General features: G+C 73.0%; 13 protein-coding genes. 5 read left to right on the top strand and 8 right to left on the bottom strand.

The genetic code is table 11. The annotated features are described in order from the left end of the window. Positions 1-51: 51 nt before the first annotated feature. Both ACFYX3_RS18920 and pta read right to left on the bottom strand, forming a co-directional pair. Complete coding sequence (locus ACFYX3_RS18920; RefSeq protein ID WP_359514716.1) at positions 52-1272, bottom strand: acetate kinase; 1221 nt, start codon at positions 1270-1272, stop codon at positions 52-54. Continuing rightward, positions 1269-3350: a phosphate acetyltransferase gene (pta, locus tag ACFYX3_RS18915; RefSeq protein ID WP_389014487.1), complete on the bottom strand. Its 2082-nt coding sequence runs from the start codon at positions 3348-3350 to the stop codon at positions 1269-1271. Before pta ends, ACFYX3_RS18920 begins: the two co-directional genes overlap by 4 nt. A gap of 305 nt (positions 3351-3655) precedes the next feature. Here pta and ACFYX3_RS18910 point away from each other — a divergent pair, with 305 nt between their 5' ends. Both ACFYX3_RS18910 and ACFYX3_RS18905 read left to right on the top strand, forming a co-directional pair. Further along, positions 3656-4681, top strand: coding sequence for an ATP-dependent 6-phosphofructokinase (locus ACFYX3_RS18910; RefSeq protein WP_389014484.1), 1026 nt, complete (start codon positions 3656-3658; stop codon positions 4679-4681). Positions 4682-4928: 247 nt separating this feature from the next. Further along, the gene (locus ACFYX3_RS18905) at positions 4929-5582 is read left to right on the top strand and encodes a hypothetical protein (protein WP_376588820.1); all 654 of its coding nucleotides are present in this window, start codon (positions 4929-4931) and stop codon (positions 5580-5582) included. A gap of 67 nt (positions 5583-5649) precedes the next feature. Here the strand turns inward: ACFYX3_RS18905 and ACFYX3_RS18900 are convergent, their stop codons facing one another. The 4 genes from ACFYX3_RS18900 to ACFYX3_RS18885 form a co-directional block, all read right to left on the bottom strand. Beyond that, a complete protein-coding gene (locus ACFYX3_RS18900) occupies positions 5650-6390 on the bottom strand; it encodes a tyrosine-protein phosphatase (RefSeq protein ID WP_389014481.1) in 741 nt (246 codons plus the stop codon). Between the two features lie 33 nt (positions 6391-6423). Next, a complete protein-coding gene (locus tag ACFYX3_RS18895) occupies positions 6424-7095 on the bottom strand; it encodes a helix-turn-helix domain-containing protein (RefSeq protein WP_376588816.1) in 672 nt (223 codons plus the stop codon). 82 nt (positions 7096-7177) lie between these two features. Beyond that, entirely contained in the window at positions 7178-7873 is a 696-nt protein-coding gene (locus ACFYX3_RS18890; RefSeq protein WP_376588814.1) for a response regulator, read from the bottom strand. Continuing rightward, positions 7870-9576 (bottom strand): ATP-binding protein, encoded by a 1707-nt coding sequence (locus tag ACFYX3_RS18885; RefSeq protein WP_389014477.1) that lies wholly within the window; start codon positions 9574-9576, stop codon positions 7870-7872. The genes ACFYX3_RS18890 and ACFYX3_RS18885 overlap by 4 nt, the downstream gene beginning before the upstream one ends. Positions 9577-9741: 165 nt before the next feature. Here ACFYX3_RS18885 and ACFYX3_RS18880 point away from each other — a divergent pair, with 165 nt between their 5' ends. After that, positions 9742-11094, top strand: coding sequence for a cation:dicarboxylate symporter family transporter (locus tag ACFYX3_RS18880; RefSeq protein WP_389014474.1), 1353 nt, complete (start codon positions 9742-9744; stop codon positions 11092-11094). A gap of 264 nt (positions 11095-11358) precedes the next feature. Here ACFYX3_RS18880 and ACFYX3_RS18875 read toward each other — a convergent pair whose 3' ends face one another. Together ACFYX3_RS18875 and ACFYX3_RS18870 are read right to left on the bottom strand one after the other, a co-directional pair. After that, positions 11359-12246: an aldo/keto reductase gene (locus ACFYX3_RS18875; protein WP_389014471.1), complete on the bottom strand. Its 888-nt coding sequence runs from the start codon at positions 12244-12246 to the stop codon at positions 11359-11361. After that, a complete protein-coding gene (locus tag ACFYX3_RS18870) occupies positions 12243-13145 on the bottom strand; it encodes an NAD-dependent epimerase/dehydratase family protein (RefSeq protein WP_389014468.1) in 903 nt (300 codons plus the stop codon). Before ACFYX3_RS18870 ends, ACFYX3_RS18875 begins: the two co-directional genes overlap by 4 nt. Positions 13146-13221: 76 nt before the next feature. Here ACFYX3_RS18870 and ACFYX3_RS18865 point away from each other — a divergent pair, with 76 nt between their 5' ends. Both ACFYX3_RS18865 and ACFYX3_RS18860 read left to right on the top strand, forming a co-directional pair. Next, positions 13222-13746: an Lrp/AsnC family transcriptional regulator gene (locus ACFYX3_RS18865; protein WP_376588804.1), complete on the top strand. Its 525-nt coding sequence runs from the start codon at positions 13222-13224 to the stop codon at positions 13744-13746. 42 nt (positions 13747-13788) lie between these two features. Further along, a complete protein-coding gene (locus ACFYX3_RS18860) occupies positions 13789-14199 on the top strand; it encodes a MerR family transcriptional regulator (RefSeq protein ID WP_389014464.1) in 411 nt (136 codons plus the stop codon). The last annotated feature ends 2 nt before the right edge of the window (positions 14200-14201 follow it).

The raw sequence follows: 14201 nt of genomic DNA, 5'->3' as shown, positions 1-14201 counted from the left end.
TCGCTGCGGAATATTCCGTCTGGTGGAAAATACAAATGGGCGCGGGTCCGCTCAGGCGTTCACTTCTCCGGTCACCAGTGCGTAGCTCTGCCGCGCGATCTCCAGCTCCTCGTCGGTCGGCACCACCGCGACCGCGACCCGCGCGTACACCGGCGAGATGATGCGGGCCTCGTCGGACCGCACGGCGTTCAGGTCCGCGTCCACCGCGAGCCCCAGCTCCTCCAGGCCCGCGATCGCGGCCGCCCGCACCGGCGCCGCGTTCTCGCCGACGCCCGCCGTGAACGCCACCGCGTCCACCCGGCCGAGCACCGCGTAGTACGCGCCGATGTACTTCTTCAGCCGGTGCACGTAGATGTCGAAGGCCAGCGCCGCCCGCTCGTCGCCTTCGTCGATCCGCCGGCGGATCTCCCGCATGTCGTTGTCGCCGCACAGCCCCACGAGACCCGACTTCTTGTTGAGGAGCACGTCGATCTCGTCCGTCGACATGCCCGCCACCCGCTTCAGGTGGAAGGTGACCGCCGGGTCGATGTCGCCCGAGCGGGTGCCCATGACCAGGCCCTCCAGGGGCGTCAGGCCCATCGAGGTGTCCACGCACCGGCCGCCCCGCACCGCCGAGGCGGACGCGCCGTTCCCCAGGTGCAGCACGATCACGTTCACCTCCTCCGGCTCCTTGCCGAGCAGCCGCGCCGTCTCCCGCGAGACGTACGCGTGCGAGGTGCCGTGGAAGCCGTACCGCCGGATCCGGTGCGCGTCGGCGGTCTCCACGTCGATCGCGTACCGCGCCGCCGACTCCGGCATCGTCGTGTGGAAGGCCGTGTCGAAGACCGCCACCTGCGGCAGGTCGGGACGCATCGCCATCGCCGTACGGATGCCCATGAGGTTCGCCGGGTTGTGCAGCGGCGCCACCGGAACGAGCCGCTCGATCTCCGCGAGCACCTCGTCGTCGATGACCGTCGGCTCGGTGAACCGCAGCCCGCCGTGCACCACCCGGTGGCCGATCGCCGCCAGCTCGGGGGAGTCCATCCCCAGGCCGTCCGCCGACAGTTCCTCGGCGACCGCCTTCAGCGCGGCCGCGTGGTCGGCGATCGGCCCGTTCTTCTCCCGCTTCTCGCCGCCCTGGAGGGGGGTGTGCACGATCCGCGAGGTCTCCTCGCCGATCCGCTCCACGAGCCCCTGCGCCAGGCGGCTGTCGTCACGCATGTCGAGCAGCTGGTACTTCACCGACGAGGAGCCGGAGTTGAGGACGAGGACGCGCGTGGGGGTGGAGGTCATGCCGGGAGCTCCTGGGCCTGGGACTGGATCGCCGTGATGGCGACCGTGTTGACGATGTCGCTGACGAGCGCGCCGCGCGAGAGGTCGTTCACGGGCTTGCGCAGACCCTGGAGCACCGGGCCGACGGCCACGGCGCCGGCCGAACGCTGCACGGCCTTGTAGGTGTTGTTGCCGGTGTTCAGGTCCGGGAAGACCAGCACGGTCGCCTGACCCGCCACCTCCGAACCCGGCAGCTTCGTCGCCGCCACGGACGGCTCGACGGCCGCGTCGTACTGGATCGGGCCCTCGATCCGCAGCTCCGGATGCGCCTCGCGGACCAGCTTCGTCGCCTCCCGCACCTTGTCGACGTCCGCGCCGGAGCCCGAGGTGCCCGTCGAGTACGACAGCATCGCGATACGCGGATCCACCCCGAAGCGGGCCGCGGTCGCCGCCGACTGGACGGCGATGTCCGCGAGCTGCTCGGCGTTCGGATCCGGGTTGACCGCGCAGTCGCCGTACACGAGGACCTTGTCGGCCAGCAGCATGAAGAACACCGAGGAGACGATCGAGGCGCCCGGCTTCGTCTTGATGATCTCGAAGGCCGGCCGGATCGTCGCCGCCGTGGAGTGCACCGACCCCGACACCATGCCGTCGGCCAGCCCCTCCTGCACCATCAGCGTGCCGAAGTAGTTCACGTCCGAGACCACGTCGTACGCCAGCTCGACGGTGACGCCCTTGTGGGCCCGCAGCGCCGCGTACTTCTCGGCGAACGCGTCGCGCAGCTCCGAGGTCTGCGGGTCGATCAGCTGCGTGTCGCCCAGCTTCACGCTCAGGTCCGCGGCCTTCTTGCGGATGGCCTCGACGTCGCCGAGCAGCGTCAGATCGCAGACGTCGCGGCGGACGAGCACGTCCGCCGCGCGCAGCACCCGCTCCTCCGTACCCTCGGGCAGCACCACCCTGCGCCGGTCGGCCCGCGCCTGTTCGAGGAGTTCGTGCTCGAACATCATCGGGGTGACCCGGCCGCTGCGCGCCACCGAGACCCGCTTGAGGAGGTCGGCGGTGTCCACGTGCCGCTCGAAGAGACCGAGGGCGGTCTCCGCCTTGCGCGGGGTCGCCGCGCTCAGCTTGCCCTCCAGGGCGAACAGCTCGGCCGCCGTCGGGAAGCTGTTGCCGGCCACGGAGATGACCGGCGTGCCGGGCGCGAGCCGGGCCGCGAGGGTGAGGATCTCCTCGCCGGGCCGCTCGTTCAGGGTGAGCAGCACGCCGGCGATCGGCGGGGTGCCGGCCGAGTGCGCGGCGAGCGCGCCGACGACCACGTCGGCCCGGTCCCCGGGGGTGACGACGAGACAGCCCGGGGTCAGCGCCTTGAGGAGGTTCGGCAGCATCGCGCCGCCGAAGACGAAGTCGAGGGCGTCCCGCGCGAGCCCCGCGTCGTCGCCGAGGACGACGGAGGCGCCCAGCGCGTGGGTGATCTGGGCGACCGTGGGCGCGGCGAGCGCCGGCTCGTCGGGCAGGACGTAGCAGGGGACGGGGAGCCGGGTCGTGAGCCGCTCGGCGATGGCCTCGCGGTCCTCGCCGGCCACCCGGTTGACGACCATCGCGAGCACGTCGCAGCCGAGCCCGTCGTACGCGCGGAAGGCGTTGCGCGCCTCGGCCCGTACGGACTCGGCGGGCTGGCCCTTGCCGCCGACCACCGGGATGACGGAGGCGCCGAACTCGTTGGCGAGGCGCGCGTTGAGCGCGAGCTCGTCGGGGAGCTGGGTCGCGGCGAAGTCGGTGCCGAGGACCAGGACGACCTCGTAGTCGCGGGCGACGGCGTGGAAGCGGTCGACGAGCCGGGAGACCAGCTCGTCGGTGCCCTGCTCGGCCTGGAGCGCGGAGGCCTCCTGGTAGTCCATGCCGTAGACCGTCGACGGGTCCTGGGCGAGCCGGTAGCGGGAGCGCAGCAGGTCGAAGAGCCGGTCGGGGCGGTGGTGCACGAGTGGCCGGAACACCCCCACCCGGTCCACCTGGCGGGTGAGGAGCTCCATGACTCCCAGCTCGACGACCTGGCGGCCGTCACCGCGGTCGATCCCGGTCACGTACACGCTGCGCGTCACGCCGTGGTCTCCTGTCCAGTCCTGCGGAAGGGGCCGACCGGTGCCCTCGCGGCACCGGTCAACGGCCCGTACGTCAATCGACAGTGCTCAGAAAGCCCCGATAGGGCGGCATTACCCCCTTGACAATACCCCCGCCGATGGATACGTCGCCCGCCGGACGAAGGGCCCGGAAACCCGGGACGAAAGGCCCCCGCGAGCCCGCCCCCGGGGACGCGCGGACCGACGACGAGCGCGCCCCTCGGGCGACGCGTGTGAGAATTGCGGTGGCTCATAACGGACCGCGACCGAGCAGGAGACCAAGCACGATGCGCATCGGAGTTCTCACCGCAGGCGGCGACTGCCCCGGCCTGAACGCAGTGATCCGGTCGGTCGTGCACCGGGCCGTCACCCACTACGGCGACGAGGTCATCGGCTTCGAGGACGGCTACGCGGGCCTCCTCGACGGCCGCTACCGCGCCCTCGACCTCAACGCCGTCAGCGGCATCCTCGCCCGCGGCGGCACCATCCTCGGCTCCTCCCGCCTGGAGCGCGACCGCTTCCGCGCCGCCTGCGACAACGCCAAGGAGCTCATCGAGAAGAGCGGCTTCGACGCGCTCGTCCCGATCGGCGGCGAGGGCACCCTCACCGCCGCCCGGATGCTCCACGAGGCCGGCGTGCCCGTCGTCGGCGTCCCCAAGACCATCGACAACGACATCTCCTCCACGGACCGCACCTTCGGCTTCGACACCGCCGTCGGCGTCGCCACCGAGGCCATGGACCGGCTCAAGACCACCGCCGAGTCCCACCAGCGCGTCATGGTCGTCGAGGTGATGGGCCGGCACGCCGGCTGGATCGCCCTGGAGTCCGGCATGGCCAGCGGCGCCCACGGCATCTGCCTGCCCGAGCGCCCCTTCGACCCGGCCGACCTGGTCAAGATGGTCGAGGAGCGCTTCTCCCGCGGCAAGAAGTTCGCCGTCATCTGCGTCGCCGAGGGCGCGCACCCCGCCGAGGGCACGATGGACTACGGCAAGGGCGAGATCGACCAGTTCGGCCACGAGCGCTTCCAGGGCATCGGCACCGCCCTCGCGTACGAACTGGAGCGCCGCCTCGGCAAGGAGGCCCGGCCCGTCATCCTCGGCCACGTCCAGCGCGGCGGCACGCCCACCGCGTACGACCGGGTGCTCGCCACCCGCTTCGGCTGGCACGCCGTGGAGGCCGTGCACCGCGGCGACTTCGGCCGGATGACGGCACTGCGCGGCACGAACGTCGAGATGGTGCCGCTGGCGGAGGCCGTGACCCAGCTGAAGACGGTCCCGGCGGACCGCATGCGCGAGGCGGAGTCGGTGTTCTAGGAGACCCGCTCCTGCGGCCCGGTGGCCCCGACCATCCCCCCGTGGACGGTCGGGGCCACTTCGCCATGCGCGGCACCGCCCCCGGAAATGCCGGATTCCACTCTTGAGCCCCGGCGCGAGATCAACAAGGCTGGGACCGTCCCGGACACGTCCCGACGCTGTCCGGTGGATGGCGGACGGCGGACGGTGGGAGGCGCGGATGACGCCGGGGGAGCACGCTCCTGATCCACGGGAGGACGAGGACCCCGTGGCCGGTCCCGTCTGGCCCGGTGCCGCCGACGACCCGTGCGGCGCCACCGGCGAGGCCCCGCCCGCGACCGGCTCCCGGATACGTCGCGGCCTCGTCGCCGCCGTCGCCCTCGCCGGGCTCGTGCTCGCCGGCCTCAGCGTCGTCGCCTTCCTGCGGGACGGGCACACCGGGCACCCGCCCCGCACCCCCACCGCACCCGCCGCCGGAGACGTCCGCATCCGGGTGGCCGGCACCGAGTTCTGCCTCGGCGAGCGGCGCGGTACCCGAACCGGCCAGGTCCTCCAGGTGCCGTGCGCCGCCGCGGGCCTGCCGCGCTACTCGCTGGCCGAGGCGGGCGGCGGCCGGTGGCGGATCGTTTCGGACCACCCCGACTCCGGCCCCGGCTGCTCCGGCATACCCTCCGGCGGCCGGACACCCGACGCCGCGTACGAGGACGCCGCGTGCGACGACCCGACCCGGATCGAGACCTTCGCCCTGGAGGCGTACGGCGATCCGGTCGAGGGCTACCGGATCGTCCCGGTCGGCTCCGCGACCCCCGGCAGCTGCGTCACCGTCGTCGGCGACCGCGCGGCCGCCTGGGCCCGCCTCGCCCAGGCGCCGTGCGCACCGGACGGGGCGGGCCAGCTGTTCGACTTCGACCGGAGGGACTGAAAGGCCCTGGGGGCCCGGGGGCCCTTCAGGCCCCGGGGACCCCAGGGCCTTCAGGACCGCAGGGGCCTCAGGAGGCTTCCACCAGGCGGGACCTGAGCGCCGTCACCACCTCCGGGTCGAGTCCGACGTGGCCGGTGACGTACCCGTACACCGAGCCGTAACGCTCGCGCAGGTCCGCCAGGAACAGCCGGATGACGTCGGCGGGCGCCCGGCCGTAGCCCGGCCAGCGCGGCTCCCGGCCCGGGTGCCCGGCCCGCCAGTCGTCGATCAGCCGCTCCGTGGCCAGCTCGGTGAGCGCGAAGTCCGCGAGGATCTCCTCGTCCGGGACCTCCAGGAGGCCGAGGACGACGGCCGCGAGCAGACCCGTACGGTCCTTCCCGGAGGCGCAGTGGAAGACGAGCGGTTCGTCGGCGGCGGCGATCAGTTCCAGGGCCGTACGGAGCTCCTCCGCCCCGTCCTCGGCGACCTCGGCGAAGCGGTCGGCGAGGTAGCGCCAGGGATCGAGGGCCGGGTCGATCGCCTCCTGGTCGTAGGGGCGGTGCTCGATGGAGAGGTTGTGCCAGGAGACCTCCTCGGTCTCGGGCAGGCGGCCCTTGCCGGCGATCTCCCACGGATAGCGCAGGTCGATCACCGTGCCCACGCCCAGCGCGCGGAAGCGCTCCAGGTCGGTGGGGCCGGCGTCCGCGAGCTTGCCGAGGGAGTCGGAGCGGTAGAGGATCTCCCACCGCACGGTCCCGCCGTCGGCGGTCCGATAGCCGCCCAGATCACGGAAGTTGTGGAGTCGGTCGAAGGGTATGTGTCGTCTCACGGCGGCCAATCTACGGCGACGGCCGACGACGGTCTAAGGGCCCACCGCGGCCCAGAAGCGGGCCGTGATCTCGTCCAGGTAGGCGCGGCCCTCGTCGCCGGTCGTCCCGATGGCGCCCCAGCTGCTGGTCGCGACCACCCGCGCGTGGTACTCCGTGTGGAGCTGCCGGAGCGCGGACTCCACGATCCGCTTGGGCAGCGGCACCCTCTTCACCATCGGCTTCACGTACGCCTGCCAGCGCGTCGTCGCCGCGTCCCGCAGCAGCTCGGCGAGGGCCTCGTCGCCGCCGGTCGCGGTGATCAGGGCGCGCGGGCCGAGACCGAGCACCTCGGCGAGGGCGGCCGTCTGGCGTTCGGTGCCGCGCCAGCTGCCCTCGTCCTCCATCCGCTGGTACGCGTGCGGTGCCACGCCCACCCGGCGGGCGAGCTCCTCGGTGGAGAGCCCGCGCGCCACCCGGTGCTCGCGCAGCGTGGAGGCGGCGGCGATCAGCTCGGCGGGGGAGCACCACAGGACGCCCGCGAGGGCGGTGAGCTCCTGCTCGTTCGGGACCGCCCGGCCGCGCTCCCAGGCGACGACGGTCTCGGGGTCGACGAAGAGGCCGTACTGCGCGCGCAGGCCGTAGGCGACGTGGCCGAAGGCCATGCCGAGGCCCTCGCGGAGGCGGCGCGCGGCCTGGGCGTCGAAGGGAGGGGAGGGTTGGTGCACCCGGCCACGGTAGGTACAAAGGGTGACGGCTGGCTACGGTGCGTTCCCCCAACGTGCGGCGTCGTAGGAACGTGGGAACCGGTCAGTAACCGCGTCCCGGCCCGTCGACCCAGCGGTACTGGAGCTCGGGCCGCCCGATCTGCCCGTACTGCGGGGCGCGCACGGCCCGGCCCTCCGTGACCAGGTGCTCCAGGTAGCGGCGGGCGGTGATCCGGGAGATCCCGACCGCCGTACCGGCCTCGGCCGCGGTGAGCCCGGCGGGGTCGGCCCGGAGGGTACGGGTGACGGCTTCGAGCGTCGGGGCGCTGAGGCCCTTGGGCAGCGCGGCGGGGTGCGGGGCCCGGAGCGCGGCCAGGGCCCGGTCCACCTCGTCCTGGCCGGAGGCCTCGCCGGCGGCCGCCCGGAACTCGGCGTACCGGGCGAGCCGGTCCCGGAGGGTGGCGAAGGCGAACGGCTTCAGGACGTACTGGACGACGCCGAGGGACACCCCCTCGCGGACGACCGCCAGGTCGCGGGCGGAGGTCACGGCGATGACGTCGGCGGAGTGCCCGGCGGCGCGCAGGGCCCGCAGCAGCTGGAGGCCGTGGCCGTCGGGCAGGTAGAGGTCGAGCAGGATCAGGTCGACGGGGGTCCGGTCGAGCACCCGCACGGCGGCGGCCCGCGAGTGCGCGACCCCGACGACGGTGAACCCCTCGACTCGCCCGGCGTAGAGCGCGTGAGCGTCGGCGGCGACGGGGTCGTCCTCGACGACGAGAACGCGAAGGGGGTGCGGGCTCACGGGGTGACCTCCGGGGTGGGGGCAGCGGGGATCTTCCCGGCGGCAGCACCCGGTCCACCCGCGGGGATCGTCGCGCCCGCGGGGACCCGCGCGCTCGTTCCGTCCGTCCCGGCGGCAGCGGCCAGCGGCAGCCGTACCGTGAACCGTGCGCCGCCCTCCTCCGCGTCCGTGAGGTGCAGCGTGCCCGAGGCTCGGGTGACCGCCTGGCGCACCAGGGCGAGGCCGAGGCCCCGGCCCGGGCCCCGGGTGGACCAGCCGCGGCCGAGGACCGCCTCGCGGTCGGCGGGGCGGACGCCCGGGCCGCTGTCGGCGACCCGGAGCAGCAGCTCGCCGTCGCCCGCGCGGGCCGCGACCGTGACCGTCACGCGCGCGTGCGGGGTCCCGCCGGCCGCCTCCACCGCGTTGTCGATGAGGTTGCCCAGGATCGTCACCAGGTCCCGGGCGGGCAGGGCCGCCGGCACCCGGCCGTCGTCGATGCGGCTGTCCTCGGTGAGGACCAGTTCCACGCCCCGCTCGTTCGCCTGCGCCGCCTTGCCCAGGAGCAGCGCCGCGAGGACCGGTTCGCCCACCGCGTCGACGACCCGGTCGGTGAGCGCCTGGGCGAGTTCCAGTTCCGCCGTCGCGAACTCCACCGCCTCGGCCACCCGGCCCAGTTCGATGAGCGACACGACCGTGTGCAGCCGGTTCGCCGCCTCGTGGGCCTGGGAGCGGAGCGCCTCCGTGAAGCCCCGCTCGGAGTCCAGCTCGCCGGAGAGCGCCTGGAGTTCGGTGCGGTCCCGGAGCGTGACGACGGTGCCGCGGCGCTCCCCGCCCACCACCGGACGGGTGTTGACGACCAGGACCCGGTCCGCCGTCAGGTGCGTCTCGTCGACGCGCGGCTCCGAGGAGAGCAGCGCGCCGGTCAGCGACGCCGGCAGGCCGAGGTCCGCGGCCGGCCGGCCGACGACCGCCTCGTCCAGGCCCAGGAGTTCCCGCGCGCCGTCGTTGATGAGGGCGATCCGCCGCCGCCCGTCGAGCATCACGAGCCCCTCCCGCACCGCGTGCAGCGCGGCCTCGTGGTAGTCGTGCACACGGCTCAGCTCGGTGGCGTTCATGCCGTGCGTGTGGCGGCGCAGACGGGCGTTCACGACGTACGTCCCCGCGCCGCCGAGCGCGAGCGCCGCGCCCGCCATCCCGAGCAGCGCGGTCACCTGCTTCCGCACCTGCTCGCTGATCTCGTCGATCGTGATGCCCGCGCTGACCAGGGCGACGACCCGGCCGTGGTCGAGGACCGGCGCCACCGTCCGCACGGACGGGCCGAGGACCCCCAGGTGCGTCTCGGAGTAGATCCGGCCCTGCCGCGCCTGCTCGATGTGGCCGAGGTACGTGCGGCCTATCTGCTCCGGCTCCGGATGCGTCCAGCGGGTGCCGTCCGGGGCCATGACCACCACGAAGGCGACACCCGCGTGGCGGCGCAACGACTCCGCGTACGGCTGGAGGGCGGCCGTCGGATCGGCCGAGTGCGCGGCGGCGACCACGGACGGCGAGTCGGCGACGGCCGCGGCGGTCGCCGTGGCCTGGCGCCGCGCGGTCTCCTCGGCCTGTGCGAGGTCCGTGACGTACGCGAAGACCGCGCACCCCGCCACGACGACGGCCACGAGCACGACCTGCATCGCGAAGAGCTGGCCGGCGAGGCTGCGGGGGCGGGGGAGGCGGAGACGCATGCGGGTAAGTGTGCACGTGGGAACGCGCGGGGCGGCACCGCGTTCCCGAATCGTTCTCGTCCCGCCGTGAACGAAACGCACGTAACCGTGACCCGGGTCACAGGCTGATGGATAGTCGCGGAGGTCCACCGGGACGTGGACACCCATCAGCACGAGGAGGACCCCGTGGCCGCACGCCGGGACCGTACCCACTATCTCTATCTGGCCGTCATCGGCGCCGTACTGCTCGGCATCACGGTCGGCTTCCTGGCGCCGGGCGTCGCCGTCGAGCTCAAGCCGCTCGGCACCGGCTTCGTCAACCTGATCAAGATGATGATCTCGCCGATCATCTTCTGCACGATCGTGCTCGGCGTCGGCTCGGTACGGAAGGCCGCGAAGGTCGGCGCCGTCGGCGGCCTCGCCCTCGGGTACTTCCTCGTGATGTCCACCGTCGCACTCGCGATCGGTCTGCTCGTCGGCAACCTCCTGGAGCCCGGCTCCGGGCTCCACCTCACCAAGGAGATCGCCGAGGCGGGAGCCAAGCAGGCCGAGGGCGCGAGCGAGTCGACGCCGGACTTCCTGCTCGGGATGATCCCGAAGACCCTCGTCTCCGCCTTCACCGAGGGCGAGGTCCTCCAGACCCTCCTGGTCGCCCTCCTCGCCGGCTTCGCGCTCCAGGCTATGGGCTCCGCCGGGGAGCCCGTCCTGCGCGGGATCGGACACATCCAGCGGCTCGTCTTCCGCATCCTCGGCATGATCATGTGGGCCGCGCCGGTCGGCGCGTTCGGCGCGATCGCGGCCGTGGTCGGCGCGACCGGTGCCGCGGCGCTGAAGTCGCTGGCCGTGATCATGATCGGCTTCTACGTCACCTGCGGGCTCTTCGTCTTCGTGGTCCTCGGTACGCTGCTCCGCCTGATCGCCGGGATCAACATCTGGTCGCTCCTGAAGTACCTGGGGCGCGAGTTCCTGCTGATCCTCTCCACCTCGTCGTCCGAGTCCGCGCTGCCGCGGCTCATCGCGAAGATGGAGCACCTGGGCGTCAGCAAGCCGGTCGTCGGCATCACCGTGCCGACGGGGTACTCCTTCAACCTCGACGGCACCGCGATCTACCTGACGATGGCCTCGCTGTTCACGGCCGAGGCGATGGGCGACCCGCTGTCGCTCGGCGAGCAGGTCTCCCTTCTCGCCTTCATGATCATCGCGTCGAAGGGCGCGGCGGGGGTGACGGGCGCGGGCCTCGCCACGCTCGCGGGCGGCCTCCAGTCGCACCGCCCCGAACTCGTCGACGGAGTCGGCCTCATCGTCGGCATCGACCGCTTCATGAGCGAGGCCCGCGCCCTCACCAACTTCGCGGGCAACGCGGTCGCGACGGTGCTCGTCGGCACGTGGACGAAGGAGATCGACAAGGCACGCGCGGCGGAGGTCCTGGCGGGCCGGGTCCCGTTCGACGAGACGACGCTGGTGGACGACGGGCACGGCGCGACGGCGGTGCCGGACCAGCGCACGGAAGGCGAGGAGAAGGCCCGAGCGGGCGTCTGACGCACCCCCGCCCCGTGCGGGCAATCGTCCCGCCGGGGCGAGGGGGTCCCCCCTGCTCGAGCGAAGCCGAGAGCTCGGGGGAGGGTGGGCACACGGGACGGCGCCCTTCAGCGGCGCCTCCGCGTTCCGCGCCCGGACCCGCACCACCTGGGTGCCGTCATTCGCGGTGCGGGTCCAGGCTCGGGAGCCTCTGGCGCCGGCACGGGCGCCGTTCCGTTGTGCCCACCCGTTCCGCCCCGGCGGAACGCATGCCCACAACGGGGCCTACCGGCCCGCGTTCAGGGCCGTCAGATCCTCCGGCGCGAGCCGTAGGGTTGCGGCGTTCGCCGAGTCCCGCGCCGAAGACGGCCGGCTCGCGCCCGGGATCGGGAGGACCGTTTCCGAGCGGGTGAGGAGCCAGGCCAGGGCCACCTGCTGGGGGCTGACGCCGTGCGCGCGAGCCACGCGGTGGAAGGCGCCGAACTCCGGGTCCTCCTCGAGGGCCGACGCCCCGTCCAGGGAGCTCCGCGAGATCCCGCCCAGCGGGCTCCACGGCAGGAACGCCAGACCCAGCGACGCGCACAGCCGCAGCTCCGCCTCGCTGTCCCGCACCGCCGGCGAGTAGCGGTTCTGTACGGAGACCAGCCGGTCGCCCAGGATCTCGCGGGCCTGAACGATCTGCTCGGTACTCACGTTCGAGACGCCCGCAAGTCGTACCGTGCCCGCGTCCAGCAACTCCCTGACCGCACCGAGCGATTCGGCGTACGGGACCGCCGGGTCCGGCTTGTGCAGCTGGTACAGGCCGATCGCGTCGCCGCCGAGCCGCCGCGCCGAGTCCTCCGCCGCGCGCCGCAGGTGCTCGGGCCGGCCGTCCACGGTCCAGCCGCCGTCCGCCGTGCGCCCCCGGCCGCCCTTCGTCGCGACGAGCACGCCGTCCGTACCGCCGCCGTACGAGGCGAGGGCGCGCCGCACGAGGAGCTCGCCCTCGCCCGGTGTGCCGCCCGGCGGGTGGTACGAGTCGGCGGTGTCGAGAAGCGTCACGCCCGCGTCGAGCGCGGCGTGCACCGTGGCGACGGCCCGCGCCTCGTCCGGGCGGCCCTCGATGGACAGCGGCATCGTGCCGAGTCCGACGGCCCCGACGCGTACGTCCCCCAGCATCCGGTACCGCGTCATCGGCGCACCGCCCCGATCGTCTCCGAGACGGCCTCGGCGAGCCACTCGCCGGAGTCCGTGAAGGTGTAACCGAGCGACACCGCACGGGAGTTGGACATGGCGTACGAGCGGGTGAAGGAGAACGGCGAGACCTCCCCGACCTCCACCTCCTGGAACACCGTCCGGCCGCCCACCAGCTTCTCGATCTCCGCGCAGATGTCGGCGGTCGTGAGCGGGGAGTGGGAGTGCGCGTTCACCGGCCCGGTGAAGTCCGCCCCGACCGCCCACGCGAGGAACGCCGCGATCTCCTCCACGTACACATAGGTCGCCGGGTGGTTCACCACCGGCACGGCGATCGGTTCGCCCGCCCTGATGCGCCGCGCGTAGTGGTCGAGCCGGCCCGTGAAGTCGTCCGCGCCGCCGAGGACGTGCGCCACCCGCACCGAGGCCCAGGCGAACGGCGCGCCGTCCGCCGCGAAGACCGCCTCGGCCTGCCGCTTCCCCTCCCCGTAGTGCGCGTCGAGGAACTCCGGGTCCTCCCAGGGCAGTCCCGTGTCGACGGTCACCGTGGCCGGGTCCACGGCGGACTCGGCGACGGGGACGGCCGAGTCCTCGTACTCGTACACCTCGACCGTCGACGTCATCACATAGCGCCGGGTGCGCGTCGCGAACACCCGACGGGCGATCTCGGCCTGGCGCGGCGTGTAGCAGACCTGGTCGACGACGACGTCGAAGGAACGGCCCGCGAGGACGGATTCGAGAGCGCTCTCGTCATCACGGTCGGCGACCAGCTGCTCGATTCCCTCCGGGGCCGCGGAGGAACCCCGGTTGAGCACCGTGATCCGGTGCCCGGATTCCCGCAGCAGTGCGATGAGCCGCTTTCCGAAATAGCGGTTCCCGCCGATCACCAGGATGTCCATGAATCCCAACTCCCCCAACTCCCTTGTCTCTGCACACAAGTGTTACGTTGTGCGCTTGCCGATTGAAGGGGGAAACATGGGAGTGCAGGCCGTCCCGCCGAAGGAACCACGGCATTCGCGAGCCGCCACCGACGAAACATCGGCGGCCGCTTTCGACCCCATCGACCGGCAGATCCTGGACCTCCTGCAGACCGACGGCCGCATCAAGCTGAGCGAGCTCGGCCGCCGCGTCCGGCTCAGCCCCGCGGCCGTCACCGAACGGGTCCGCCGTCTGGAGGCGAGCGGGGCGGTCACCGGCTACGGCGCGCACGTCTCGCCGGCCGTGCTCGGCTACGGCATCCAGGCCTTCATCCGCGTGAACCCGCACGGCGGCTACAACCTGAAGCACCCCCGCACCCTGGAGCTGACCGCGCGCCCCGAGGTCCTGGAGGTCCACCACGTGGTCGGCGAGGACTGCTGGATCCTGAAGGTCGCCGTCACCGACACCATCCACCTGGAAGACATCCTGGAGCAGACCTCGGCCCTCGGCCGGACCACGACCTCGATCGTGCTGTCCTCCCCGGTGGTCCGCAAACCCCTCCTGCCGTCGTCCACGCGCTGAGCCCTTGCCTTGACGTCGGCGTCAAGGCCTACCGTCGGGGACATGCGCATCGGAGAGCTGGCCGAGCGGGCCGGGACGACCACGCGGACCCTGCGGTACTACGAGTCCCGCGGTCTGCTGACCGCCCGGCGTACGGAGCAGGGGTACCGCACCTACGACGAGGACGACCTGCGGCTGCTCCAGCAGATCAGGACCCTGCAGGACTTCGGGTTCGAGCTGGAGGAGACGCGGCCGTTCGTCGACTGCCTGCGCGCGGGGCATCCGGCGGGGGACTCCTGTCCCGCGTCGATCGCCGTGTACCGGCGGAAGGTCGCCGAGCTGGACGGGCTCATCGAACAGCTCCAGGCGGTACGCGCCCAGGTGGGCGCCCAGCTGCTCCGGGCCGAGGCGGAACTGCCGCACGGCCCGGAGCCCCGGTGCGAACTCGCGGCGGAGACGGAGACGAAGGGGTGACG

The organism is Streptomyces sp. NPDC002463 (genome assembly GCF_042889835.1).
Taxonomy (GTDB): Bacteria; Actinomycetota; Actinomycetes; order Streptomycetales; family Streptomycetaceae; genus Streptomyces; species Streptomyces nymphaeiformis.
Note: the sequence above shows the minus strand (reverse complement) of the source record. Positions and strands in the feature narration are given on the sequence as shown.

Bases quoted from the DNA above. Each gene is read 5' to 3' on its own strand.
- ACFYX3_RS18920 (WP_359514716.1), bottom strand. From the start codon at position 1,272: ATGACCTCCACCCCCACGCGCGTCCTCGTCCTCAACTCCGGCTCCTCG.
- ACFYX3_RS18910 (WP_389014484.1), top strand. From the start codon at position 3,656: ATGCGCATCGGAGTTCTCACCGCAGGCGGCGACTGCCCCGGCCTGAAC.
- ACFYX3_RS18875 (WP_389014471.1), bottom strand. From the start codon at position 12,246: ATGACGCGGTACCGGATGCTGGGGGACGTACGCGTCGGGGCCGTCGGA.
- ACFYX3_RS18885 (WP_389014477.1), bottom strand. From the start codon at position 9,576: ATGCGTCTCCGCCTCCCCCGCCCCCGCAGCCTCGCCGGCCAGCTCTTC.
- ACFYX3_RS18865 (WP_376588804.1), top strand. From the start codon at position 13,222: ATGGGAGTGCAGGCCGTCCCGCCGAAGGAACCACGGCATTCGCGAGCC.
- ACFYX3_RS18860 (WP_389014464.1), top strand. From the start codon at position 13,789: ATGCGCATCGGAGAGCTGGCCGAGCGGGCCGGGACGACCACGCGGACC.
- ACFYX3_RS18870 (WP_389014468.1), bottom strand. From the start codon at position 13,145: ATGGACATCCTGGTGATCGGCGGGAACCGCTATTTCGGAAAGCGGCTC.